This is a genomic window from Pedobacter sp. ASV12 (assembly GCF_016429155.1).
In the GTDB taxonomy this organism is placed as follows: domain Bacteria; phylum Bacteroidota; class Bacteroidia; order Sphingobacteriales; family Sphingobacteriaceae; genus Pedobacter.
The window spans coordinates 96,318-120,906 of record NZ_JAELUC010000001.1; the positions used below are offsets into that span (position 1 = coordinate 96,318).

24 protein-coding genes are annotated in these 24,589 nt (G+C 43.3%); 14 read left to right on the top strand and 10 right to left on the bottom strand.

The annotated features are described in order from the left end of the window. Positions 1-4: 4 nt before the first annotated feature. Positions 5-739 carry a lysophospholipid acyltransferase family protein gene (locus JHD69_RS00405; protein WP_199136145.1) on the top strand — a complete coding sequence of 245 codons (735 nt, stop codon included), beginning with the start codon at positions 5-7 and terminating at the stop codon, positions 737-739. 5 nt (positions 740-744) lie between these two features. After that, the gene (locus JHD69_RS00410) at positions 745-1,626 is read left to right on the top strand and encodes a TraB/GumN family protein (RefSeq protein WP_199136147.1); all 882 of its coding nucleotides are present in this window, start codon (positions 745-747) and stop codon (positions 1,624-1,626) included. 56 nt (positions 1,627-1,682) lie between these two features. Here JHD69_RS00410 and JHD69_RS00415 read toward each other — a convergent pair whose 3' ends face one another. After that, complete coding sequence (locus JHD69_RS00415; RefSeq protein ID WP_199136149.1) at positions 1,683-2,435, bottom strand: LytR/AlgR family response regulator transcription factor; 753 nt, start codon at positions 2,433-2,435, stop codon at positions 1,683-1,685. After that, positions 2,432-3,466 (bottom strand): sensor histidine kinase, encoded by a 1,035-nt coding sequence (locus JHD69_RS00420; protein ID WP_199136151.1) that lies wholly within the window; start codon positions 3,464-3,466, stop codon positions 2,432-2,434. Before JHD69_RS00420 ends, JHD69_RS00415 begins: the two co-directional genes overlap by 4 nt. 222 nt (positions 3,467-3,688) lie before the next feature. On the opposite strand from JHD69_RS00420, the gene JHD69_RS00425 reads away from it, so the two are divergent. The 4 genes from JHD69_RS00425 to JHD69_RS00440 all read left to right on the top strand — a co-directional run bounded on the left by JHD69_RS00425 (position 3,689) and on the right by JHD69_RS00440 (position 8,002). Further along, positions 3,689-3,865 (top strand): hypothetical protein, encoded by a 177-nt coding sequence (locus JHD69_RS00425; RefSeq protein ID WP_199136153.1) that lies wholly within the window; start codon positions 3,689-3,691, stop codon positions 3,863-3,865. A gap of 1 nt (position 3,866) precedes the next feature. Next, positions 3,867-4,778, top strand: a complete 912-nt coding sequence (locus tag JHD69_RS00430; RefSeq protein WP_199136155.1) for an ABC transporter ATP-binding protein — start codon at positions 3,867-3,869, stop codon at positions 4,776-4,778. A gap of 4 nt (positions 4,779-4,782) precedes the next feature. Further along, complete coding sequence (locus JHD69_RS00435; RefSeq protein WP_199136157.1) at positions 4,783-5,571, top strand: ABC transporter permease; 789 nt, start codon at positions 4,783-4,785, stop codon at positions 5,569-5,571. A 367-nt stretch (positions 5,572-5,938) separates the two neighbouring features. Next, positions 5,939-8,002 carry a S41 family peptidase gene (locus JHD69_RS00440; RefSeq protein WP_199136159.1) on the top strand — a complete coding sequence of 688 codons (2,064 nt, stop codon included), beginning with the start codon at positions 5,939-5,941 and terminating at the stop codon, positions 8,000-8,002. A 168-nt stretch (positions 8,003-8,170) separates the two neighbouring features. On the opposite strand, the gene JHD69_RS00445 is transcribed toward JHD69_RS00440, so the two are convergent. After that, positions 8,171-9,529, bottom strand: coding sequence for a M28 family peptidase (locus tag JHD69_RS00445; RefSeq protein WP_199136161.1), 1,359 nt, complete (start codon positions 9,527-9,529; stop codon positions 8,171-8,173). A gap of 235 nt (positions 9,530-9,764) precedes the next feature. Here JHD69_RS00445 and JHD69_RS00450 point away from each other — a divergent pair, with 235 nt between their 5' ends. Further along, a complete protein-coding gene (locus JHD69_RS00450; protein WP_199136163.1) occupies positions 9,765-11,342 on the top strand; it encodes a M28 family metallopeptidase in 1,578 nt (525 codons plus the stop codon). A gap of 41 nt (positions 11,343-11,383) precedes the next feature. Here JHD69_RS00450 and JHD69_RS00455 read toward each other — a convergent pair whose 3' ends face one another. From JHD69_RS00455 to JHD69_RS00475, 5 genes are all read right to left on the bottom strand, one after another. Then, complete coding sequence (locus tag JHD69_RS00455) at positions 11,384-11,611, bottom strand: response regulator transcription factor (protein ID WP_199136165.1); 228 nt, start codon at positions 11,609-11,611, stop codon at positions 11,384-11,386. Between the two features lie 6 nt (positions 11,612-11,617). After that, positions 11,618-12,676, bottom strand: coding sequence for a hypothetical protein (locus tag JHD69_RS00460; RefSeq protein WP_199136167.1), 1,059 nt, complete (start codon positions 12,674-12,676; stop codon positions 11,618-11,620). Between the two features lie 57 nt (positions 12,677-12,733). Next, positions 12,734-13,357 carry a hypothetical protein gene (locus tag JHD69_RS00465; protein ID WP_199136169.1) on the bottom strand — a complete coding sequence of 208 codons (624 nt, stop codon included), beginning with the start codon at positions 13,355-13,357 and terminating at the stop codon, positions 12,734-12,736. A gap of 65 nt (positions 13,358-13,422) precedes the next feature. Beyond that, entirely contained in the window at positions 13,423-13,857 is a 435-nt protein-coding gene (locus JHD69_RS00470) for a hypothetical protein (protein WP_199136171.1), read from the bottom strand. Between the two features lie 4 nt (positions 13,858-13,861). Then, on the bottom strand, positions 13,862-15,136 hold the full coding sequence (locus JHD69_RS00475; RefSeq protein WP_199136173.1) for a hypothetical protein: 1,275 nt from the start codon (positions 15,134-15,136) through the stop codon (positions 13,862-13,864). Between the two features lie 220 nt (positions 15,137-15,356). On the opposite strand from JHD69_RS00475, the gene JHD69_RS00480 reads away from it, so the two are divergent. The 3 genes from JHD69_RS00480 to JHD69_RS00490 all read left to right on the top strand — a co-directional run bounded on the left by JHD69_RS00480 (position 15,357) and on the right by JHD69_RS00490 (position 17,957). Then, positions 15,357-15,899, top strand: a complete 543-nt coding sequence (locus JHD69_RS00480) for a hypothetical protein (protein WP_199136175.1) — start codon at positions 15,357-15,359, stop codon at positions 15,897-15,899. Between the two features lie 630 nt (positions 15,900-16,529). Next, entirely contained in the window at positions 16,530-17,321 is a 792-nt protein-coding gene (locus JHD69_RS00485; RefSeq protein ID WP_199136177.1) for a sensor histidine kinase, read from the top strand. A 3-nt stretch (positions 17,322-17,324) separates the two neighbouring features. Then, positions 17,325-17,957: a response regulator transcription factor gene (locus tag JHD69_RS00490; RefSeq protein ID WP_199136179.1), complete on the top strand. Its 633-nt coding sequence runs from the start codon at positions 17,325-17,327 to the stop codon at positions 17,955-17,957. A 158-nt stretch (positions 17,958-18,115) separates the two neighbouring features. Here the strand turns inward: JHD69_RS00490 and JHD69_RS00495 are convergent, their stop codons facing one another. Further along, complete coding sequence (locus JHD69_RS00495) at positions 18,116-19,519, bottom strand: MBL fold metallo-hydrolase RNA specificity domain-containing protein (RefSeq protein ID WP_199136181.1); 1,404 nt, start codon at positions 19,517-19,519, stop codon at positions 18,116-18,118. Positions 19,520-19,674: 155 nt separating this feature from the next. Between JHD69_RS00495 and JHD69_RS00500 the strand changes: the two genes are divergently transcribed. The 4 genes from JHD69_RS00500 to JHD69_RS00515 are packed head-to-tail and all read left to right on the top strand — an operon-like array spanning position 19,675 to position 23,552. Next, positions 19,675-20,052 carry a BlaI/MecI/CopY family transcriptional regulator gene (locus JHD69_RS00500; protein ID WP_199136183.1) on the top strand — a complete coding sequence of 126 codons (378 nt, stop codon included), beginning with the start codon at positions 19,675-19,677 and terminating at the stop codon, positions 20,050-20,052. After that, a complete protein-coding gene (locus tag JHD69_RS00505; RefSeq protein WP_199136185.1) occupies positions 20,049-22,046 on the top strand; it encodes a TonB family protein in 1,998 nt (665 codons plus the stop codon). Before JHD69_RS00500 ends, JHD69_RS00505 begins: the two co-directional genes overlap by 4 nt. Before the next feature lie 9 nt (positions 22,047-22,055). Continuing rightward, entirely contained in the window at positions 22,056-22,769 is a 714-nt protein-coding gene (locus tag JHD69_RS00510) for a TonB-dependent receptor plug domain-containing protein (protein ID WP_199136187.1), read from the top strand. Positions 22,770-22,781: 12 nt separating this feature from the next. Beyond that, complete coding sequence (locus tag JHD69_RS00515; RefSeq protein WP_199136189.1) at positions 22,782-23,552, top strand: energy transducer TonB; 771 nt, start codon at positions 22,782-22,784, stop codon at positions 23,550-23,552. A gap of 217 nt (positions 23,553-23,769) precedes the next feature. Here JHD69_RS00515 and JHD69_RS00520 read toward each other — a convergent pair whose 3' ends face one another. Further along, positions 23,770-24,540: a succinate dehydrogenase/fumarate reductase iron-sulfur subunit gene (locus tag JHD69_RS00520; protein WP_199136374.1), complete on the bottom strand. Its 771-nt coding sequence runs from the start codon at positions 24,538-24,540 to the stop codon at positions 23,770-23,772. Positions 24,541-24,589: the final 49 nt, after the last annotated feature.

Below are 24,589 nucleotides of genomic sequence, written 5' to 3' on the forward strand. Positions count from 1 at the left end.
TTTTATGAGAAAACTGTTCGGCTATATCCTATCGCCAATATTCTACATCTTTTTCGGACTGATGCTTGGCATTTTCCATCCCATCCAATGGATATGCTATAAACTATTTGGCTACAAAGCCCACAAAAGATCAGTAGACTGCCTGAATTTTTTCCTGACTTATTGCAACTGGTTTCTGCTCAACTCGGTTACTTTCGTGAACCAGCAAAACCTGCCAACCGACAGGCCCATTATTTTTGTGGCCAACCACCAGAGCATGTACGATATTCCGGGATTGATCTGGTTCTTGCGCAAGTACCATCCCAAATTCATCTCAAAAATAGAACTGACTAAGGGCATTCCGTCTATTTCCTACAACCTCAAATACGGTGGCGGCGCCAATATCGACCGTAAAGACGGCAAGCAATCGGTGCTCGAAATCGGGAAGCTGGGCAAGCGGATGAAAGAAAACAATTGGTCGGCCGTAATTTTTGCCGAAGGCACCCGTGCCAAAGACGGCAAGGTGAAGACTTTTCACGTAGGAGGCATTGCAACCCTCCTTAAAAGAGCACCCAATGCCTTGCTGGTACCGGTAGCCATAGAGAATTCGTGGAAAATTGTGCGTTACGGCCTATTTCCATTAAGCGTAGCCGAAGCCATCAGGTGGACCGTGTTGGCACCTATCGAACCGGCAGAAAAACCGGCAGAGGATATTACCTTGGCCGCCGAAGTAGCCATTAAAGCCAAACTCCATCAATGAGCTTCATGAAGATCCTAAAATATTTTCTCCTTTGCTTCTTAAGCATCAGTTTAAGCGCAAACGCCCAAAACAAAAAAACAACAAACACCTTGTTGTGGGAAATTTCGGGCAAAGGCCTAGAAAAGCCTTCTTATTTATTTGGAACCTACCATTTTGCCGGCAAAAGCTTTATCGATACCATGAAAGTATTGAACCAAAAGCTGAACAACGCCGATGCGGTAGTTGGCGAGCTGGTGATGGACAATAACATGGCCATCAAACTGGCTCCCTATATGCTAATGAAGAATAATTTTTTAGACAAGCTCCTGAAACCCGACGAGTATCAAATGGTGGCCGATTACTTGAAAAAAGTATCGGGTTACGACCTTAAAATGTTCAATTCGATGAAACCCGCTGCCATTCAGGTCATGTTGCTGGCCTTTACCTCGCCCGTTACTTTCAGCAAAGATAACCCTGCCATCGACCAATATTTTCAGGATGACGCCAAAAGCAGGAACAAAAAAGTATATGGACTCGAAACCGTAGAAGACCAAGCCGATGTGCTATTGGGAGGAACTTTGGAACGCCAAAAAGAATTGTTGCTCAAAAGCATTAGCAAAGCAGAAAAAACAAAAGCCGAAACCCAAAAAATCTACGATTATTACATTACGCAAGACCTCGGAAAATTTGAAAAGCTATTTAGCCAAAACGAAGATTATACCTCGGAGGAAATGGACAAGCTTCTTAAAAACAGAAACCAAAAGTGGCTAACGCAGCTTCCGGCGCTCATGCAAGGCCAAAGCCTGTTTATTGCCGTTGGTGCCGGGCATCTGATTGGCAAAGATGGCTTAATCCAAGGCTTGAAAGCCCTGGGCTATACGGTTACGCCCCTGGCTACCACTGAGTAACCGGCTGGCGGTTTTCTGAATCGAGGCAATCAGCCTTAAACCCAACTCTGCGCTAGTTAGATATTCCTGCCGTCAATCAATTTAAAAAATTCGTCGCGGTAGGTATCGCCAATCGGGATGATTTTAGAAGCAATCGAAATCCGGCTGCGTTCAATGCTTTCGATCTTGTCGAGCGAAATGATGTATGATTTATGCACACGGATAAATTCGCCCTTGGGCAGGGTTTCTTCCATTTTTTTCATGTTCTGCAAGGTAATCACACGCTCGGTTCTGGTAAAAATAGAAATGTAGTCTTTTAGCCCTTCAATGTACAGGATATCGTCGAGTTGGATTTTTTGGATTTTATGTTCTGTTTTCACAAAGATAAAATCTTGTACAGGCCCATTACCGTTGCTGGCGACGCTTGGCGCGGGTACGGGTTCGGGCATTGGAGCAGGTACTGTTTCAGACCGTTGCAGATTTTTGTGTACTTTTTCTACCGCTTTGTAAAAACGGTCGAAAGCAATAGGCTTAAGCAGGTAATCAGACACATTAAGGTCGTAGCTTTCCAGAGCATATTGCGAATAAGCCGTGGTGAGGATAAAATTAGATTTCTCGCCCGCTATCTTCAAAAACTGAATACCCGTTAAATCAGGCATCTGGATATCCAAAAACACCAAATCAATGCCTCCAGCCTGTACCAGTTGCAAAGCTTCGATGGCATTTTCGGTACGTTTAACGAGTTGCAAAAAGGGCACCTTCGAAACGTAATCTTCAATAATATCGAGCGCTAAAGGCTCATCGTCAACAGCAATACATTTTAAAATCATAAGTCTAGCATCAGTTCGGTTGTGTAATGGGTAGCCGAATTTACAATATTTAATTTATACCTTTCGGGATAGAGCAGCTGCAATCTTCGCTCTACATTGTTCAGGCCTACGCCACCCATGGCATCTTTATTGGTTTTGCTCTTTTTGTTGGTTACGCTAAAGTGCAGTATTTTTTGGTTGGCGATGATATTGATCTTGATTGGATCTTCGGGATCGTTGGCCACGCCGTGTTTAAAGGCATTTTCGACAAAGGAAATCAAAATCAGTGGCACTATTTTTTGTCCATCAATCTCTCCGTTAATGCTGATTTCTACAGCCGCGCCATCTTTAAAGCGCAGTTTCTGCAATTCAACAAAGCTCTGTACGTATTCGACCTCCTTGTTAAGACTCACCCAGCTGTCGTTGCTTTCGTAAATCATATAACGCATGATTTCCGAGAGCTTTAAAATGGCATCGGCGGTTTTGTCTGATTTCTGGTAGGCCAGCGAATAGATATTATTTAATGAATTGAACAAGAAGTGCGGGTTAAGCTGCGATTTGAGAAACTGCAATTCCATGTTTTTCTTTTCGCTCTCCAAGTTCGACTGGATGCGCTGGCTCGAAAACCAGTCGGCAGCAAATTTAAGCAGCGAACTCATTACCAAATAAAAGCCGCTGGTGAATAGGGCCTGAACAATAAAATGGTCGTAAGACTGGTATTCCATCTCTTTGGCACCCCGTTCGGCAAACCTCAGCACCTCTTCCCTATACATAACGGCAAGGCCAAATTTGATGGCTACCGTAACCAGCAAAAGTCCTAAAACCGCAAATACATAAAGCCATGCCCTTTGTTTGCGTTTGGTAAAGCTGGGTATCAAAATCAGGTAGTTGATAAAATAGAGCGAGATGTTGATGATCAGGAAGGCCAGATGGTTGACCAGAAATTCATGAAGTGTAAGCTTATCCCTATTTCCGTATAATCCAAGCACAGTAAGGCCTATGATACCAGACCAGAATATGGAATTAATAATAATTGCACTTTTATTTTTCATGCCATTTGATGCTTTTATATCTATCCAAAGTAACTATTTCATTTGTTTTGGGCCCTTACTTTCGACGAACTGGCATTTTTTTTCTACCAATAGGCTAAAATAATCAATTACCGGCAAAACTATCCTTTTTAGGCGTTTATCGAGAATATTTTGCGCTTGGTCTAAAACATTTTAGCAGCATTTTTTTAATTATTCTATTTGTTTCAACAAAACAAAACGAACATGAAAAAGTTATCAAACGTATCGCCATTCTTACTTTTATTAGTACCAGTTTTCTTGATGATGGTATTGGCTTTTGCAACCAACAACATGGGCAACAGCCAAGACGAAGAGCTTGCGGCTAAAACTACAGGCACTACAGGTAACCTCATCAAAGCGGCAACTGCAATCGTAAAATAAGATGGAGAACAGCTACGCTATAGAAACAGTTGGCCTTACCTATAACTTCGGTGCACAAACCGTGGTTAAGGATTTGTCGCTACAAGTTCCGAAAGGAAGCATTTATGGTTTCTTGGGCCCAAATGGCGCAGGAAAGACCACAACCATAAAGATCCTGCTCAACCTGCTCAAATCTCCTGCCGATCAGGTATTTATTTTTGGCAAGGAAATCAACAGCAACCGCATAGCCAGCCTTAAGCGCATGGGTGCCCTGGTAGAACAGCCTGCCATTTACGGCCACTTAACCGGCAAAGAAAACCTGGTTAACCGTTGCCTGTTGCTGGGTATCAGGAAAAGCAAATGCGATGAAATGCTGGAATTGGTTGGACTTAAAGATGCGGCCAACAAAAAAGCGGGCAAATATTCGTTAGGCATGAAACAGCGCTTAGGTATTGCCTTGGCCTTGGTTTCAGACCCTGAGCTTTTGTTGCTCGACGAGCCTACTAACGGTTTAGACCCGAACGGCATTATCGAAATCAGAAACCTGATGATCGAATTAACCGCCAAGCACAACAAAACCATCTTGGTATCGAGCCATTTATTGGCCGAGATAGAAAGAACTGCCACTCACGTGGGCATTATCAATAAGGGTGAGCTCCTTTTTCAGGGTACCATCAGCGAACTTCAAGACCTGAGCAAGGTATCTGTTAAGATCGAAACCAACGACCAGGCCAAAGCTGTTCAACTGTTAGCCAGCACCGGAGTTGAAATTGTACAGCACGACGAACACAGCATTGCCATAGCTTTTAAAAACAGGGAAGACATGGGCCACATCAACACTTTGCTGGTACAGCATGGCTTAACCGTTTACAGCTTGGCCAAAGAGCGTAAAGACCTCGAACATTTATTCTTAGACATCACTTCAAAAAATTAATATCATGCGCTCATTTTTTGTATCCTTATCCTCAGAATTTTATAAGTCGAGAAAGACATTGGCTTTTTGGAGTGCGGTTTTATTGCCTGTGCTCATCTGCGTACTGATCAGCTGGGGTTTTGTTGCCAAGGCCGACAAATTGGTTAACGACCCCGCTCCTTTGCTTTGGTTCAGGTATATATCGGCCATCATTGGCGTAATGGGCGTATTGCTTTTGCCGGTATTGGTTATTTACAATACCTATTCCATTACCAACATGGAATATAAAGGCGATACTTGGAAAAGCCTCTTTTCTTTGCCCTTACCGAAGCTATCGATTTATGCCAGCAAGTACCTTTATATTGTTTTTCTTACTTTATTGACCATGGCACTGTTCAGCTTGCTCATCATAGCAACCGGACACGGCATCGAGTTCTTGAAACCCCAGTTAAAATTTAGCGCCTACAATCCGAACGAGCTTATCTTTAAGTTTTTCACCAAACTGTTCTTGTCTTCCATCGGCATCATTTCTATCCAGTTTTTAATGAACCTGATGTGGAACGACTTCCTGAAGCCTTTTGGCATCGGCTTTGTACTCACCATTTTAGGGATCATTACTTCTCAACTGAAATGGGATTACGTGAATTTCTTTCCTTATGCCTACCCAAATCTAACCGTGCAGAACATCATGCAATCCAAAGGCGGGATAGATAAGATCGCCATTTTTGACCAGGCTATTTACAACAGTTTGATTTGCGGGGTAGCGGTATTTATTATAGGATATTTCATGGTGGCTCGAAAAACCATCAAATAAGATAGGCTGATGCGTGCATCGGCCACATCAAGACTTTAGTTTAGTTTAGTTTTTAGTTTAGCAAGAAGGCAATGGATGTTGCCTTCTTGCTTTTTTGGAATCTACCCAGCCAAGCAGTCCAAAATCCTGGTTAACAATATTTAACAACTTCTTTTAAAGAAAACGATTAGTTTCGTAGCAACAAACCTAACTATAGATGCACAAACAATTGCTACTTTTAACAGGATTCCTTTTAACGTTGATGTATAGCTGTAATGCGCAGACTGAGTTTAATGGAAGTTTTGAGAAAATCGATCTAAAAACAAATAGGCCTGTTGGATGGACTTTTGGGTTCGGTCAGGCAATGGAGAAGGCCTACCCTCCCAAGTTGGACAGCGTTATTAAAAAGGAAGGAAAATATAGTGTTTTGCTCGAAAAAAAGGAAGCTGGCTCTGAATATGGCGTAATTGGCTATACGATTGCCAAAAAATTCAAGGGCAGTACAATTGACCTGGTCGGCTCCATGAAAACCGAAAACGTGGCCAATGGCTATGCAGGCTTATGGATGAGATTAGATGGCGAAGACGGGTCGATCATCAAAATAGACAACATGGAGAAGCAGGGCATAAGGGGAACCAACGACTGGAAGCAATACCATATCAGGCTGGCGTATGGCGACGAAGTGAAAAGCATTGCAATCGGTGGCCTATTGGCTGGAGATGGCAAGGTCTGGTTTGATGACCTACAGGTATATATTGACGAAAAAAAGATTGAAACCTTATCGCCCAAAACCCTTACCCTTGCAGAAAAAGACAATGAATTTAGCAAAGGTTCAGCCATCCAGCCATTTGTTCCAACCAAACAACAAGTCTCAAATATTGCAGTTGCCGCACAGTTTTGGGGTTTTCTAAAATACCATCATCCTGCTATAGCCAAGGGCGATTACAATTGGGATGCCGAACTGTTCAGGTTTCTGCCCTCGGTGATTGCAGCCAATAACAATGCGGCGCTGAGCACTGCGCTAGAAAAGCAGCTGGACAAATTACCTCAGGTAGAGGCTTGTACATCTTGCAACAACAATAATCAGGCAAGCACTTCCAAACCAAATTATGGCGAGCTGTTAACCGGCAAGATATTGAGCCCATCGCTAACCAAGAAGATCGGTTTTATCCTAAAAAATGCCAATATCAAGGAGAGCTATTACATTGCCATGAACGAAGGCGTTGGCCATCCAAAGTTCCAGAACGAAATGGCTTATGCCTCCATGAAATATCCTGATGCCGGCTACCGCATTTTAAGTTTATACAGGTACTGGAACATGATCAATTATTTTTTCCCTTATAAAAACCAGATTGATGAAGATTGGAATAAAGTACTCTATGATTTTGTTCCCCAGTTTATCGCAGCAGAAAATGAACTGGCCTACAACCTGGTTGCATTAAAATTAATTGCAAAAATAAGTGACACACACGCCAATCTGTGGAACAGCAATGGAGTTTTGGATAAATATAAAGGCATCAATACCGCTCCTTTTAAAGCCAAATTTATAGAAAACAAATTAATTGTGAGTGGCTTTTATGTGGATACTTTGGATGTTAAAAACAAGGTAAAGGTTGGAGATGAAATTTTGACCATCAATGGCAAAAAAGTGGAAGATCTTGTTAAACAGTTTTTGCCAATTACTGCTGCTTCTAATTACGATACCCAATTGAGGGATTTGCCAAATACTTTCTTGCTGCGAACAAATAGTGCGTCTATGACCCTGGGATTCAAAAATGAAAAAGGCACCTTTAATTTCGATGTACCCATGATAAGTGTTCGTTTTTCTTATAAAAACATAGATTATACCAAAGCAACGGGTTATCATTTGTTAAATGATAAAATTGGCTACGTTTATCCTGGGAAATATAAAAATGCCGATTTGCCGGCCATCAAAAAGCTTTTCGAAAACACGAAGGGAATAGTTGTTGATATGCGCTGCTACCCATCAGAATTTATGCCTTTCACCTTTGGCGAATATATCAAGCAAGACAAAACACCTTTTGTAAAGTTTACTACTGGAAGTGTTGCTCATCCGGGCACTTTTGTTATGGGCGAGAACCTGATGAACGGCGGAAATAAAGATGCCTACAAAGGCAAAATCATTGTAATTGTAAATGCAGAAAGCCAAAGCCAAGCCGAATATACGACCATGGCTTTTCAAAGTTCGCCCAATGTTAAGGTAGTTGGCAGCCAAACTGCTGGGGCAGACGGTAATGTTTCTACCATTATTTTGCCTGGCGGAATTTCTTCGTGGATTTCTGGAATAGGCGTTTTCTATCCAGATGGCAAACCTACACAAAGAGTGGGCGTTAAAATAGATTACCCGATTAAGCCAACGGTAAAAGGCATAACCGAAGGTAGGGACGAGCTGCTGGAAAAAGCAGTTTCTCTTTTGGAAAAAGGCTGGTAAACTACAGCTGGTGTTCTTCATCAACTGTTTATAGCAATTGGAATTATTCCTGAAGAATACCAGCAATAATTAAAGCCACAGCTCAACTGATTGATGAATCAAAAATCTATTAATCTGTGGCCAAACCTATATTCTTATGTTGGCGCAGACACCAACTAGAGTATATTTTTATCTGCCTGGCCTCGGCGTAACCACCAAGCTCTCGTGCCCCGCTTCGTCTACCGATTGTACGCCAAAAAAGTAGTTGTCTTTAGAATAAGGTAAAGTGGCCGAAGTTTCCTTTACAAAAAACTTGCGCTCCCAAAACGGACTGGTGGTTTCGCGCATCAGCACATAATAACCTGCAGGAGCCTTGCCCTTGGGCGCCTCCCATTTCAGGGCTGTTTTATTGGTTAGGCCGGAAGTTAGAACCATTACGTTTTCCGGATCTTGGGTAGCCCAAGCCAAATTGGCCATTACCGACAGGTTCATCCGAGTTACTTTTTGCAGATAGTTATAATCTACATATTCGGGCAGATCGCCATATTTAAAACCGTTTTCGGTTCTTACGTCCTGGTGCTGGCGGTTAAAATCTTCGTTCATTTCTGTAATGCGCACAGCCGTAAAACCCTGTTGCGAGAAAGGCGTATGATCGCCACCACGTAAGAACCGATCTCTGCGGTAAATCAGTTTCACGTTTAGCTGGTCTACATACCTTTCGGCTACTTCTTTAATGTACCTGGCGGCCTGGCGGGCCTTCCCATCGTTTTCTGTGCCTGCCGATTGGCGCGCAGCAGCTTGCTCCTTGGTTTCTATCGGAGAAACACCTTCGCTAAATACCCTTACGCTTGTGTTGTCTTTAATATCGGTTTCCATGCCATAAGAATTGCCTACGATATCGTTGTTCATCAACAGGTGTACATTCCAGCCCTCTTCCTTTGCCCTTTTGGCCAGATTGGTGGCGCCATACAAGCCTTGTTCTTCGCCCACCATGGCTACAAAAACCAAAGTGGCACTAAATTTTTGCTTACTCATTACCCGGCACATTTCCATTACCGCGGCCGTACCCGAAGCATCGTCGTTGGCGCCAGGGGCAAAATCCTTGATGTTCATCACATCAGTTACCCGCGAATCGTAATGCCCTGAAACCATAAGCATACGTTTATCGTTCGGGTCTGTTCCCGGCAAAATAGCCACTACATTTTTAAGTACAGTAGGCTCTTTAATCCTTCGGCCATCGGCGGCTTGCACAAAACTATCATACGAGACTTGTAATTTTCCGCCACTGGCAACGCCATATTTTTCGAACTCGCTTTTGATCCAAGCCCTTGCCGCCCCGATACCTGTGGTTTTGCTGATGGTATCGCTTAGGGTATGCCTGGTTTGAAAAGACACCAGTTTTTTGACCAGCTGCTCTAGGTTAGCCGCAGAAACCTCGGTTAGCATAGCGCTGATGTTAGGGTCGCGATTTTCTGTTTTTTGTGCCTGCAACTTGCCTGAGAAAAGCAAAGCGATAAAGAGCAAGGAGCTACAATATTTTTTAATCATGATAAGCGTAATTAATATCTTAACTGGAAGTTACAATTATTTCCGATTTTGTTATCCTCTATCAATAATAATGATACTTAGTTTGAAGCAATCTATCAGTTGATATGTTAACGACTAAACCTGCAAAGCTCTAAAAACTATGCAAGCGTCACCTCATGTAAAAATCTGAATAGGTAGCCCCATGTATTTCGCTTTAACTGTAAATTCACCTTTGTTAACTTAAACTAACATTATGATGAAAAATTTTACGATGAGCGCATTGGCCCTAGGCCTTTGCTTTTCTGCTTTTGCGCAAGAGCCTGTAAACTCGGCTGCCGTGCAAAAAATCAGAGCCGAAGGCTTAGATAAATCTAAGGCTATGGATATTGCCTACCATATTACCGATGTAGCTGGACCTCGTTTGTCAAATTCTCCGGGACTGAAAAGAGCACAAGATTGGGCGGTTAAATATTTCAATGAAATTGGCCTTAAAAACGTGCACCTGGAAGCTTGGGGCGAATTTGGCAAGGGCTGGCAGGTAGACAAATACTATGCCGCTACAACCTTGCCTTTTTACCGTCCGATTATTGCTTCGCCAAAAGCATGGACCCCGGGAACCAATGGCCCGATCAAATCTGAAGTAATCTTGATCAAGGCAGATACTGTTACCGATCTAGCCAAATACAAAGGCAAACTGAAAGGCAAAATCGTGATGGTTGAATCTGCCTTGGTACAACCGCTGAAAAACTCTTACACGCCTGACGTGGTTCGTTTTACCGATGAAGTGTTAAATAAAATGGCTGCAGCTACTCCACAAGACGGCGGCGCCCGTCAAGGTGGCCGCCCTGGCCAAGCTGGAGGCAACAACCAAAGGGCCATGATGATGAAAATGGCAGCTACCAGAGCCGCGATTGACAGCATGCTTTTGGCCGAAAAAATCGGGCTAAAATTAACTTATGCCCGTGGCAGCTATGGCACCTTCTTTACCAGCAACGGCGCTTCTTACAAACTGGATGCGAAACCGGTATCGCCTGAACTAGAAGTAAGCAGCGAAGACTACCTGCACATTTTGCGTTTGTTGCGTGGCGGCGAAAAGGTTGAGATAGAAGCAGAAGTAAAAACTTCGTTCTACGACAAAGATCCTAAAGGCTACAACGTAATTGGCGAAATTCCGGGTACAGACCCTAAATTGAAAGACGAAGTGGTGATGATTGGCGGCCATTATGATTCATGGCACTCGGGCACTGGCGCTACAGACAACGCCGCCGGTTCTACCGTGATGATCGAAGCCATGCGTATCTTGAAAGCCATCGATTTTAAACCTAAACGTACCATCCGTATTGCTTTGTGGAGCTCTGAAGAGCAGGGCTTATTTGGTTCAAGAGGCTATGTAAAAGAGCATTTTGCCGATCCTACCGACATGGCTCCAAAACCTGAACATGCCAAACTAAGTGCCTACTACAACTTAGACAACGGTACCGGAACCATCCGTGGCGTTTATTTGCAAGGCAATGCAGCCGTGAAAGACATTTTCCAAAGCTGGCTAACACCTTTCGAAGATTTAGGCGCCAAAACCATTACCATTAACAATACTGGCGGTACCGACCACCAGGCCTTTGATGGCGTAGGTTTACCGGGCTTCCAGTTTATTCAAGACCCGATGGACTACAACACCCGTACCCACCACTCTAATCAAGATGTTTTTGACCGTTTGGTAGAAGATGATTTGAAAAAATCGGCTACCATTGTGGCTTCATTCGTTTACCATACTTCTGAGCGTGCCGAGAAATTGCCACGCAAGGAAATGCCTAAACCACAGCCTCCGCGTCAATAATTATAACAAAAAAGCTCCGAAGTTAATTCGGAGCTTTTTTGTTATACGGAGAATATCCTTTCTTTAAATGCCCACACAATCATTTGGTGCGAGTTTTTCAGGCCTAGCTTCTTGACCATGTTGCGCCGGTGGGTTTGCACCGTAAACTCGCTGATAAAAAGCCTGTCGCCAATCTGCCTGCTGTTATAGCCCATGCAGAGCAAATGCAGAATTTCGAGTTCACGCTGGCTGATTCCTTGCTGGGCTCGAGATGAAAAGTTAATGGTCATAACAGATTAGCTATTTTCTTTGGGTTTTGGACCAGCTCTTCTCACATTAACCAACTTTGTCATGATTTCGAACCAAAACGGACCCCCCATCGAAATCCCAACGGCTCCAATAAACAAGCCTAAAATCATGACCGAACCCTCTAAAAAAGTAACAAATCTCCATTTGTTACTTTTTTCATCTACTATCTTCAAAGGGTTTCCTTCCCAGCCGAAGATCAACTTATCACTTGATATATTCTTAATCAACGAACTCGCAAATCGATATTGTTCTGTGTTGTATTTTTTAAACGCGATATATTTTTCGGAATCCATTGCTTTTTTTAGAGAATCGACATTCATCTTTTTTGTGGCTGTATCTTTTAAGATCGTATTGTATTTTTGATCGATCCCTTTAAAAGCAGAGTCTACTTTACTTGCATAATAATTTTTAACTACTGCTGGTTGGTCTATCATTTTTTCGGCAGTTGAGACTAAAGTTTCCTTCAATATCGGATCATTATGTATGGTTTGGGCAATCTTCACCATGTTCAAATTAAATATCAGGGCTATACAAATGGCTATTATTCTTGTAATCCATCTATATTTATTCTTATACCAGCCACTTACTCTTTCCATGTATTCATTAAACCATTTTTCAACAGCAGCTTGTAGTTGTTGGATATCTTTTGAAGTTCCTGATAAACTGCTTAACAACTTACACAAATCGTTATTCGAACTCTGCAGGATGAGGAGACCATTCTTAAAATCTGCCAACGCATCTGTAGTTCTTTTGCCCCCCTTTTCTGCAACAATATCAATAATTGCCAGTGCGAAATTTGTAGCTGGAATATAGGAAGGTAATTTTTGGGAATTTTCTTTTAGTCTCTTGAGTTGCGGATGATCGAATAAACTAGCCGCTAAGCTCCTATTTGTACCACCATCCATTAATTGCTCAAGTGCATACTGGAGCATTTTTGAGCGATATTTTAAATTAACCGCAATTAATTCTTGAATAACGTAGGCTACAACGCTAAAAATAAAAAAGATTAAGATAATAGCGATGCCCGTTTCCAAATAGCTGTTCATGATTGTTTGGTGTTTAATGATTAATATTCTTGTTTACCAACCCGTTCACTCGAAGGTTTAACGATTGGTATTTGGCATGTCTATCAATAAATAAGGGATATAAGTGTGCCTCCACTGATCTTCAAAAAAATCAACGGCTAAGGTTTTGGCTACAGTGATGAAACCGCTGCTTCCATCCCACTGATCGGGGTGGATGGTTTGGCAGCCGACACTCGAAACCTTGGTATAGCCCCCTCTGTGAATGTTAATACCAAATTGTCCTTCGTCTGGATAATCGTTTCCATTGTATCCATCTCTAGTAACCTTAACGGGCCTGCCTCTTTGGCAAAGGGCCAAATAAGGTTCTCCGCCACTCTGTGGCACATGGTTATCGAATTTATATACGATCCACAAGCCAGTGTTTAATGTAGCGAAACCTTTATTGCCACCAAAACCTGAGCCCTCTCTCCTAAAAGAAGCGTTTGCATAGTTAGCAGGGTTCGTATTTGCGTTGAATGATCGAAATACGGGTTCGGAATAAATAAATAGGGCATCATCATAAATTCCTCGATCATCTTTACCTGCTTCGCCCATGGTATTCAAGTAATAGCCTCTTATTCCGATAATCCATAAAGGGTGTGTTTGAGTATCAATAGAAGAGCCGCTTTCGCGAATAAAACTCAATAGCTCTTCTTTAGACATTTGAGGCTTTGTATGAGGTACTATTCCAGTTGTTGCCATTTTTAATATAAATTAGTTTTAAAAGTTTATGCCATTCTGCCTATTTCTGCCATTCGCTCCCTACTTGGCGGATCTCTATAATCTCCTCTGCTCATTCTGTCGCTATGATCTCTCATTGCTCTATCCATGCTATCGCGCAGCTGCTTCTCGAACGCCTTCTTATCAGCGTTTGCTTTCTCTTGGGCTTTTGCCGCCGCTTCTTGTTGTTTGGCTATTTCGGCAGCAACGGTGGCCACCGCAGCAGTTGCACCGGCAGCAAGCGCCATAGGTTCGGCCCCGGTTACAGCGGCGAGGCCCGCCACCACGGTAAACGCTTTTTCTCCGGCTTCGAATTTTTCGCCCCAGGCATGCCAGGTTTCCGAAGAGATCAGTGGTTCAGGGCTCGCACTTACCAAAGCCAGTACGGTATTGTCACTGGCTCTAATGGCAAATTGTCCACTATATTCGTCTGTTGTTTTCATCTCTTTATTCTTTATCGTAAGCGATACGCATGCGCACCAATAAATTATCTACATAGTCGTTGTTGGTGTCAATATTGCCGAATATGCTCTTAGGTTCTATTCTGATTGTCCACTCGCCAATAGGACTCACATTATTTACCTCGCGTTGGTTAGGCACTACACCCAGTTCGGCTGCGTGGGCGATATAGGTAGCTGCCGGCACAAATACATTGGCCTCATAGGCATAGGGCTGCACCCCTGTGGCAACTATTATTTTTTTAACTGGGGGCTTAACAAAGACACGCCAAAACTGCAACGGTTGCTTGGTATCATTTGGCACCACGCTTACATCTATGCCTTTTAGACGTGGATTGTTTAATTTGAGGTTAAGGCGTTTAAAGAAATCATCTGACAAGTTAAAAGTAAAGGTACCACCGCTTCTGGCTACCCTAAAGGCATCTAAAGTCATGATACGCGGACTATCGTAAACCGGTGGCGCACCAGCGGGAGCACCCGTAGAACCATCGTTTAAAGCGAAGAAAACCGTAGCTTCCCTCACAAAAAACATTTTCTTTTCCAGTTCGTAGGTTGCTTTTCTTGCCCAAAGTATCAGCTGATCTAAATAACCAATGTCTGTAATATCCGGCACCGGAACATCAACCTGATAAATAGCTTTAAGGCCCAAGGCTGCCGCTCTTGCCCTGCAGTAGGCCTCGATCAGATCTACTTCGAAGAGTTTTTTTAAAAATTCGAACCGAGCAATGTAATTGTTGCCACTACCTTGTTCGTTCATCCTCGCAAGTCTGCTATTGGCATCCTCGAATTTGTATTTCAGCTGTGATTCCTGTTCCTTAAGCACATCTTTCCAATAGGTTGAGGTTTGGTCGCCGGTAACACTGCCTGAGGTCGGTGTGGCCAGATATCTTGTATTAATGGTATTGCCCAGCAACTTAGGCTCGTTTTCAGCAAAAAGCTGAATCTGGTTTTGCAGTGTTTCTAAGAGCTTTCGTTGCAACAGCTGGTCACTTGCATCGGCAAATGCTTTTATTTCAAGTTCTTGGGCTTTTAATCTTATTTCTACGCAATTGTTCAAGTGTTCGTTCAAGGTTTGGATGAGGTATTCAAGCTCCAAGGGCGGATAGGTTAACCAGGCATTCCGATAGTCTCTCAGCAGCCTGTCGGCGCCAACATCGATGGGCTGAGAAATTGAAATGGGCACTTGTCCTTCTGGAATGAATAGATTTTCGGCAATTGGGCTAGCTTCGGCCAATTGGTTAAAGGTGTGTTGAATATTGTTCATCGCTGTTTGATTAAATTCGACTTAACAGGCCATGCTCCATGATTAAGACGTTATGGTTTACCCAAAGCTAGCTTGAACAGCAAACCCATAGCTAGACGCAAACACCCTAATCAACAGGGTATTTTTACGGTAAAAAGAAAGAACATTTTACGGTTGCTAATCCGCTGATAATTAATGAATTTTAGAAAAAACTCAAACCAGCTATTTAACCCTTAAAACTATGTTAGTACAAGTATTCGAAAACCCGATTCATGGCGGAATCAAAAAAGATGACATCAAACAAATGGTGAGGCACTATAGAGGCGCCAATGTCTTAAAGAAAAAAATGAAATACGCTCATTTTAGATTAGAAGATGTGCTCGAATTATTTGTAAAGAATGAAGTCTTGCCCAAAAAAATCATTGACCTCATCAATAATGATGCTGAAGTCAAATCTCACATTAAGAAATATGGGCTAAAAATTTATCTGGGCAAACATAAAATACAAAGAACATGCCCAACTGATGGACAAGCAAAACCAGAAGATTATTTAAACAAAGTTACGACCATACTCTGCAACACCGACCTCAAAGAAAGCACCGTTTTATCTGGACCGTTTAAGGGTTTCAAAGATATGCTAAAAGATAACAAATTTTTATTGGTAGGTGCCGAAAGAGCTACAACAACAGACCCCGGAGATGGACTAGACCAAGCTGAAATTGCACCTCCTTTTAATGCCGCAGATGAAGAGATTTATGATATAGACAACAATCCTAAACCATAAGATGTGGCTAGCTAAAATACCCTTTTCTATAATCGCAGAATGGATGTGTTTCATCGCATCCATTTTGTTGATTAGACAGGCATCTCCCAAATTTTGGAAGTGGTTTATCCCTTATCTCGCAATAACCGTAGCCATTGAGAGTTTTAGTTTCTTTGTAAACAGGGTTTTGCACTTCGGACTGTATACCCAATGGTTGTACAACCTGTTTTTTTTGATCTATATGGTATTCCATATTTATATTTTCTATCAAATAATAGCTCTGCCTTTTATTAAAAATGTAGGCAGGGTATGTTTACTACTTTTAATCGGCTGTTATATTTGGGATTGGAACAGCAAGGGCTTTAATGTTTCTTTTTCTACAGCAAACACCTTATTTAACGGAGTGATGATCGTATTGTCGATCTTGTATTTTTATAGTTTATTTCAAGAAGAAGAACCACGAGATATTCTAAAAGAACCTGCTTTTTGGTTTGTTACCGGCTGTCTTGTTTTTTATGCCACTAGCACATGCGTAAGTGCGTTTTTCGATGAAATAGTTGCCTATAGCAAGAAAAATAATTTTCCTTTAAGGTACGTTATCATGAATTTTTTGAATATTATTATGTACGGATGTTGGATCAAATCATTTCTATGCCTCTACAGGGATCGGGCTTTTTCAAGGCAATTATATTAATATCCCTTGTTTTCTTTCTTGTTGCGGTTGGACTGATTTTCTTGGTTATCATCCATAACCAGCGAAAAAAGCTCCATGCAAAGGAAAAGCTTTCGATGAACCAAAAATTCGAATCCGAGCTCCTCAAAACCCAAATCGAGGTACAGGAACAAACCATGCAAACCATTGCCGCCGACCTGCACGACAATATCGGCCAATTGCTAAGCCTCACCACGCTTACGCTCAGCTCTATCAACCTGGCAAACCAACAAAAAGCGGAGAAAAAAGTCAACGATTCGCTTGCATTGGTCAACAAATCCATTCAGGAACTGCGCGAGCTGGCCAAGCTATTACATGGCGAGCAAATTGTTGCCTTAGGCCTGGGCCATGCCCTGCAGCAAGAATGCGATTGGCTGCAAAGAACAAGGACCTACCAACTCCACTTCAACAACCAGCTGACGGGCCTTAACCTCAATTCGCCAAATAAAGACCTCATCGTACTGCGTCTTTTGCAGGAAATCTTCAACAACATCATCAAACACGCCCAAGCCAAACATATTGACGTTGAAGCCAATCTAAACAACGGAATGCTGCAGCTTAGTGTAAAAGAAGACGGCATTGGCTTCGACTACGAAAGCATGAAAAAAGCCAGTCCAGGTATGGGATTGGCCTCACTACAAAAAAGGATAGCCCTGATCAACGGTAACATAAACATCTATTCGGAACCCAAAATGGGCACTTCCATTACCATCGAAATCCCTTATCCCTAATTTATGCAAACACGTATTGCCATTGTTGACGACCACACGCTCTTCCGCTCAGGACTAGCCAGTCTATTGGCCGAGTTCGACGAAATCGAAGTTGTTTTTGAAGCCAACAATGGCCTCGAGCTACAGGAGAAAATCAAAAGCCATTCCGAGGTTCAACTGGTATTGATGGATATTAACATGCCCCACATGGATGGCTATGCAAGCACCAAATGGCTCAAACAAAACTTTCCCGGCATCCACGTGCTGGCACTGAGCATGTTCGACGAGGAAAAAGAAATCATTGGCATGCTTAAAGCAGGTGCTGGGGGCTATATGGTGAAGGAATCGAAGCCCAGCGACTTGCTGCTGGCCATTAAAACCATGATCGAAAAAGGCTTCTTTATCAACGACCTGGTTTCTGGCCGGCTGTTGGTTTCGCTAAAGCAAGATGTACCCAAACCTGCTTTTACCGATCGCGAGCTCAGCTTTCTGCAATTTTGCAGCACAGAACTTACCTATAAGGAAATTGCAAGCTTAATGAATGTAAGTCCGCGCACCGTCGACAATTACCGCGAAGCTCTTTTCGCCAAGCTCAACATCAAATCGAGGACGGGCCTGGTGGTTTATGGCATCAAGCATGGGCTGATCACGATTTAATTTACAGGAAATCGTGATCTCCAACGCAAGCTGGTTTGTCTGCAACAGGCAGGAATCCCGCTCGAAATAGAACCTGAATCGGTGTCAAGGTTGAGGGCCTTTTTTAAACTTCGCAAGCCTCCTTGCCTCCTCCGCTCTTCTGCCTTCTGGCGCCTTTACTACCCCAAATCAAACTCCTGGTGCCTGTCTGGAATTTCTACGCTTTGGTAACCTTTGGCCAATATCTTCTCCCTAAAGATCTGTTGTACATCATAATCGCCGTGCACCAGGAATATTTTTTTCACTTTTTGCGGGTCTTGCTTGGCTATAAAGCGCAACAGGTCTTCGTAATCGCCGTGCGCGCTCATCGACTGGATGCTGCTTACATCAGCTACTACCTTAAACCGCTCGCCAAAAATACTGACCTCTTTAGCCCCACTCTTTAGGCGTCCGCCCAACGAATTAGGCTCGCAATATCCCACCATCAAAATGGTATTTTTCTGGTTGCCGATATTGTTTTTGATATGGTGCTTTACCCTCCCCGCCTCGGCCATACCTGAAGCCGAAATAATGATGCAAGGATCCGGATTGCTATTAAGTGCCTTCGATTCTTCTACATCTTCTACATAATGTAGGTTTTTAAAATCGAAGGGTTCGTCGTCTACTTTCAGCACATTGAGCACCTCCTGATTATAGCCTTCGGCGTGTTCTTCTACAATTTGAGTGGCCTTAGCCGACAACGGGCTATCTACATAAACCTTTACATCCGGCAATTTGCCTTCCAGATCGAGGTTGTTTAAAATATAAAGCAACTCTTGCGTACGGCCCACGCTAAATGCCGGAATGATTACCTTGCCTCTTTTCTGCACACAGGTTTCGAGTATCACCTTAAGCAGGGCCTCTTTGGTGGGCTGTGCGTCTTTATGCAAACGGTCGCCATAGGTAGATTCCAGCAAGATGTAATCGGCCTGTGGAAATTCCTGTGGTGCCCTCAGCAACAAGTCGCCATACTGGCCCACATCGCCACTAAAGCTGAGCTTGGTTGTTTTTCCGTTTTCCCGGATAGTGAGGTGCACCGAAGCACTGCCGATGATATGACCTGCGTCAATAAACTGCACGCTTACGTCGTCGGTAAGGCGGGTTTCGGTGTGGTAATCAACCGCCACAAAATAATCCATGGCTTTAAGCACGTCTTCCTCTTCATAAAGCGGCTGTTCTAAAGGCAAGCCCCTTTGTTGCAGTTTTTTGTTCTTATACTTCAAATCGCCGGCTTGTATCTTGGCCGAATCGAGCAACAAGATCTTGCTCAGCTCTTTGGTGGCTTGCGTACCAAAAATCACGCCCTTAAAACCTTGGGCAATCAAGCGCGGGATAAGTCCGCTATGATCGATATGCGCATGAGAAAGGACCAGGAAATCGACCGAAGCAGCGTCAAAGCCAAAATTTTCGTTCAGTTCTTCCGTCTCCTGCCCCATGCCCTGAAACATGCCACAATCTAACAATATCTTTATCCCATTGTTAAGGGTAACCAGGTGTTTGCTGCCGGTTACGTTACGGGCCGCGCCATGAAAAGCTATTTTCATAAAAATTGTAAATTATTTTTCCAATATTAGAAAATAATAGACGAAAAGTTTTGTAAACTAATATATTAGTTTTAAGTTTAGTTAAAATTAGTATAGATGTTGTTTAAAATGACTTAGCTCCTATTGTAAACAAACAACAAAACACAACAATTATCATGGAAATAAAAGATTTAACGAAGGCAGAGGAACAGATCATGCAAATTGTATGGCAATTAGACAAGGCATTTGTAAAAGAGGTGATGGATTATTTGCCAGAGCCGAAACCGGCCTACAACACGGTCTCTACCATTATTCGTATTCTTGAGGTAAAGGGCTTTATTGGCCACGAAGCCTTTGGCAAGGCGCACAAATACTACCCTTTAATCAGCAGGGAGGAATACAAGCGCCACGCCACCGAAAAACTACTGGGCAACTATTTCGAGAACTCGGTAGAAAGTATGTTCTCTTTCTTCGTCAAAGAAGAAAAACTCGACCTGAGCGATGTTGACGAGATCCTAAAAATGATCAACAAATTTAAAAATAGGCCAAAATGAGTTGGGCGCATTATCTCTTGCAGGTAAACATTTACCTGGTTATTTTTTACTGCTTCTACAGGCTGCTGCTCGATAAGGAAACTTATTTTGTATTGAACCGCATCTACCTGATCGGTTCTGGCCTGCTTTCGCTGGGCATTCCGTTTATGCGCTTCGAATGGTTCAGCCAACAAGAAGTAAGCCGTCATATTTACGTGGGCGTAGACCAGCTGAACAGCTTGGTAGCCCAGGTAACCATACTGGATGACCAGGCTGCAAAATTTAACTGGGGTACTTTTATCGTATCTGTTTATTTGTTGGGGATTTTGTTCTTTCTAGGCCGATTTGTATTTCAGCTATTGGCCGTCCGCAAGCTCTTTAGCAGCATCAGCAAGGGCACCGCTTTTTCTTTCTTCAGAAAAAAAGTGGTTTCGACCGACCTGCCCGAAATAGCCACGGTAAGCCTGCACGAAGACATCCACATTAAGCAGCTCCACACCGTTGATGTGCTTTTCTTTGAACTGTTAGGCATTTTTACTTGGTTCAACCCCATTATTTATGCTTACAAATACACGGTAAAAAACATACATGAATTTTTGGCCGACGAAGCCGCAGCCAAATTTCAGGGCGACAAGGAAACCTATTCGTTGCTTTTGCTGAGCCAGGCCTTCGGCGTAAGGCCCAATACGCTTACCAATGGCTTTTTAACCAAATCGCTGATCAAAAAACGCATCTTTATGTTGCACAAGGAGCGGTCTAAAAAAACAGCCATTCTTAAATATGGCCTGTTTGTGCCACTTTTTTCGCTCACTTTGGTCTTGTCTTCGGCTACCATCCGTAAAAACAACAAGATTTTAGCCGTGGCCCAGCAAATTCCGCTGAACGATGCCAAGGCTGTGGTTGGCCAGCTGATCCAGGCTCCCTTAAGCGTTGTCAACCTTGCCCCGCCACCCCCGCCAGATTCTACCGTTAAAACAACAGCCGTAATTGTAAACCAGTTTATGGAGCCGGCTACTGCGCCAGTTGAAAATACCGATAATAGCGGCGCCTCGCTAAACTCGTTTTTCAGGTATTTGTCAGAACGGGTAAAATATCCGGCCACCGCCATCCAAAAAAAGATCCAAGGTAATGTGGTGGTTAATTTTAGTGTAATCAATGGTAAGCTGCAGAATGTTTTGGTACAGAACGAAATCGGCGAAGGCTGCGAAGAAGAGGTGATGCAAACTTTGTTAAACTACGACGATTTGCTGCAAAAAGATGGAAAATACAGCCTCAAAGTAACCTTTAAACTCGATGGCGCGACCAGCAAAATGCTTAACGAAGAAGCCAACAATCCAGCAGACTATACGCCAATCAATTTGTTTATCCAAGCTGCCGCTCCTAAAGAAAAAGAACCTGAAGAAGCTAAGCCCGAAGACAAGACGATCTACAATTTCGTGACCTTGGAGAACCCGCCAAGCTATCCGGGTGGCGTGAACAAATTTTATGAGTTCTTGGCCAAAAACATCAAATACCCAACCCAGGCCATCGAAAACGATATCCAAGGCAATGTATTTGTTTCCTTTACTGTAGAAAAAGACGGTTCTTTAAGTGATATTAGATTAGACCGCCGACTGGGCTTTGGTACCGACGAAGAAGCCATCCGCGTACTCAAGCTCAGCAAAAATTGGAACCCTGGCACGCAGAACGGCAAAGCGGTAAGGGTTAAGTATAACATTCCGATCAAATTTGCCTTGGATGCCGGCAAAAGAGAAAAAATTTCGCCGAAAAGCATGGCCATCCGCTTAAAGGGGCTTCCCGAAAAAGATGCGCCATTGGTTGTACTTGATGGCGAAATCAAAGAATATGCTGCATTGAAAGACATCGACGCCAGCACCATCAAAAGCGTAGATGTACTCAATTCGGCAAGTGGCGTGGCCCTGTACGGAAAAGTGGCTGAAAACGGCGCGCTCCTGATTACTTCGAAACAACAAAAAATACCAAAAGTAACTGCTACCCTGATTAACAGAAATTAAAACTAGGATATGAAAAAACTTGTGGCCTCATCGCTATTTGCGATGCTCATGATTTGTTCTTTTCAAAACTGGGCACAAAACGTGACCAATTGGGATGCATTTTACCGCTATCTGTCCACCAAAATAAGCTACCCTGCCGAAGCCAGAACCGAGCTGCTACAGGGCGACAACATCATTACCTTTAACCTGGACAAGGGAATAGTAAAAAAAATAAATGTACAGAACCAGTTGAGTACCAAAACAGACTTGGAAGTGGTGAACCTCATCTTGGCCTACCCGGCATTTAAACCGTCTCAAAACGGAAGCTATGCCATTCGTACTTCGTTTAGGTTGCAAGGCTCCAACAGCACAATCATTAACCAGGATGCCCAAATGCCTACCGGCTTTAAGGCGCTCAGCACCATCAATATCAGTGCCATGGCTCCCACAATCGCCAATGCGCCAAAAAACGGCAAAAACATCGAATTTAGAGGCGAAAATGGCACCCGCATTGTTTTGAGAAACTCGAATGGCCAAAGTGCCGGTCAACCTTTGTATGTAATTGATGGCAAGACAGTCGAAGATTTTGAAATGGCAACGCTTTCTCCAGAAAGCATAGACAGCGTACAGATCCTCAAAAGCTTGTCTGCCGTAGCCTTATATGGCAAAGCTGCCGAGAATGGCGTCATTGTGATTACCACCAAAAAATACGCTTCAGAAAAGACCAAAAAAACAGCAAACTAAACCCAAAAACATATGAAAAAACCGATTTTCTCATCGCTATTTGCGGTGTTGCTGCTCATCTTATGCCTCAACGAAACGAAAGCGCAAGACGAAAAGATATACAACTTTGTCAGCATGCAGCATCCGCCAACCTATCCGGGAGGCATAGCCGCGCTCTACAAATTCTTAGGCCAAAACATCCAATACCCTAAAGAAGCAGCGGCCAAAAACATACAAGGCAATGTATTGGTGTCTTTTATGGTTAACAAGGATGGCTCGGTTTCAGACATCAAGGTGGACAGGAAAATTGGCGGTGGCACAGACGAAGAGGCCGTCAGGGTATTAAAAATGATGAAGAAATGGACCCCGGGCACCGAAAACGGAAAAGCCGTAAAAGTAGCCTATAAAATGCCGGTTAAATTTACTTTGGATAAAGCTACAAATGGCAAACCAGCGCTAGGCAATAACCAAGACAAGGTAGCGGACAACGAGCCAAAAACGAAAAACCTGCCAAGCTATCCCGATGGCATACAAGCACTTTATAAGTTTTTGGGCCAAAACATCAAATATCCTAAAGAAGCGGTTGCCAAGAATATACAGGGCAATGTATTTGTATCATTTATGGTAGAAGCCGATGGCAGCATTAAAGATATTAAGGTGATGAAGGGAATTGGTGGTGGCGCCGACGAGGAAGCCGTTAGGGTAGTAAAGCTGATGAAGAAATGGAACCCCGCCGAGAAAGATGGAGAGCCTGTAAGATCTGCTTATAGCCTGCCGATTAAGTTTACTTTAGCCGCCAAATAAATCAAGACTGAGGCAAGAGCTAAAGCCGTGTCAATTACCGGCTATCATAAACCAAACAAAAAACCCCGGCCTAATGGTTGGGGTTTCTCGTTTCATATTTGTTCTCCTTTGTCTCGGATAACTAAATCTAATCATTTTTTTGCAAAAAAGCAAATCAGTTTCCAGTTCTCTGTAAACTGATAAGCCGTCGGCTTTCGACTGCAAACTGGCCGCCGAACTATCCTTCTTCCTCGCTAATGAACTTAGCGGCGTAAAAATCTCTGTTCATGCGCGCAATGTTCTCTAAAGAAATTCCTTTAGGGCATTCAGCCTCGCAGGCACCGGTATTGGTACAGTTGCCAAAGCCTTCGGCATCCATTTGCGCCACCATGCCTTGTACACGTTTGTAGCGCTCTGGCTGGCCTTGCGGCAATAAAGCCAACTGCGAAATCTTAGCCGACACAAAAAGCATAGCCGATGCATTTTTACAGGTCGCTACACAGGCCCCGCAGCCGATACAGGCCGCCGCTTCGAAAGCGGCATCAGCCTGCGCTTTCGGAATAGGCAGGTTATTGGCATCTTGTGCATTGCCTGTATTGACCGAAATAAAGCCTCCAGCGGCAATAACGCGGTCGAAAGCGGATCTGTCTACGGTTAAATCCTTGATCACCGGAAACGCCTTCGCTCTCCATGGTTCTACCACAATGGTGTCGCCATCTTTAAAAGAACGCATGTGGAGCTGGCAAGTGGTAATGCCCTCTTTTGGTCCGTGCGGCCTGCCGTTGATAAACATCGAACACATACCACAAATACCTTCGCGACAGTCGTGATCAAACACGATAGGCTCTTCGCCTTTATTGATCAGATTCTCGTTCAAAACATCGAACATCTCCAAAAACGACATGTCTGGAGAGATATCGGCCACTTTATAATCGACCAATTGTCCTTTGGTTTTGTTGTTTTTCTGACGCCAAACCTTTAGCGTTAAGTTCATATTTCCTGTACTCATTTTATTAGTATTGAGTATTGGGTACTGCGTATTGAGTTTCCTCTTAACG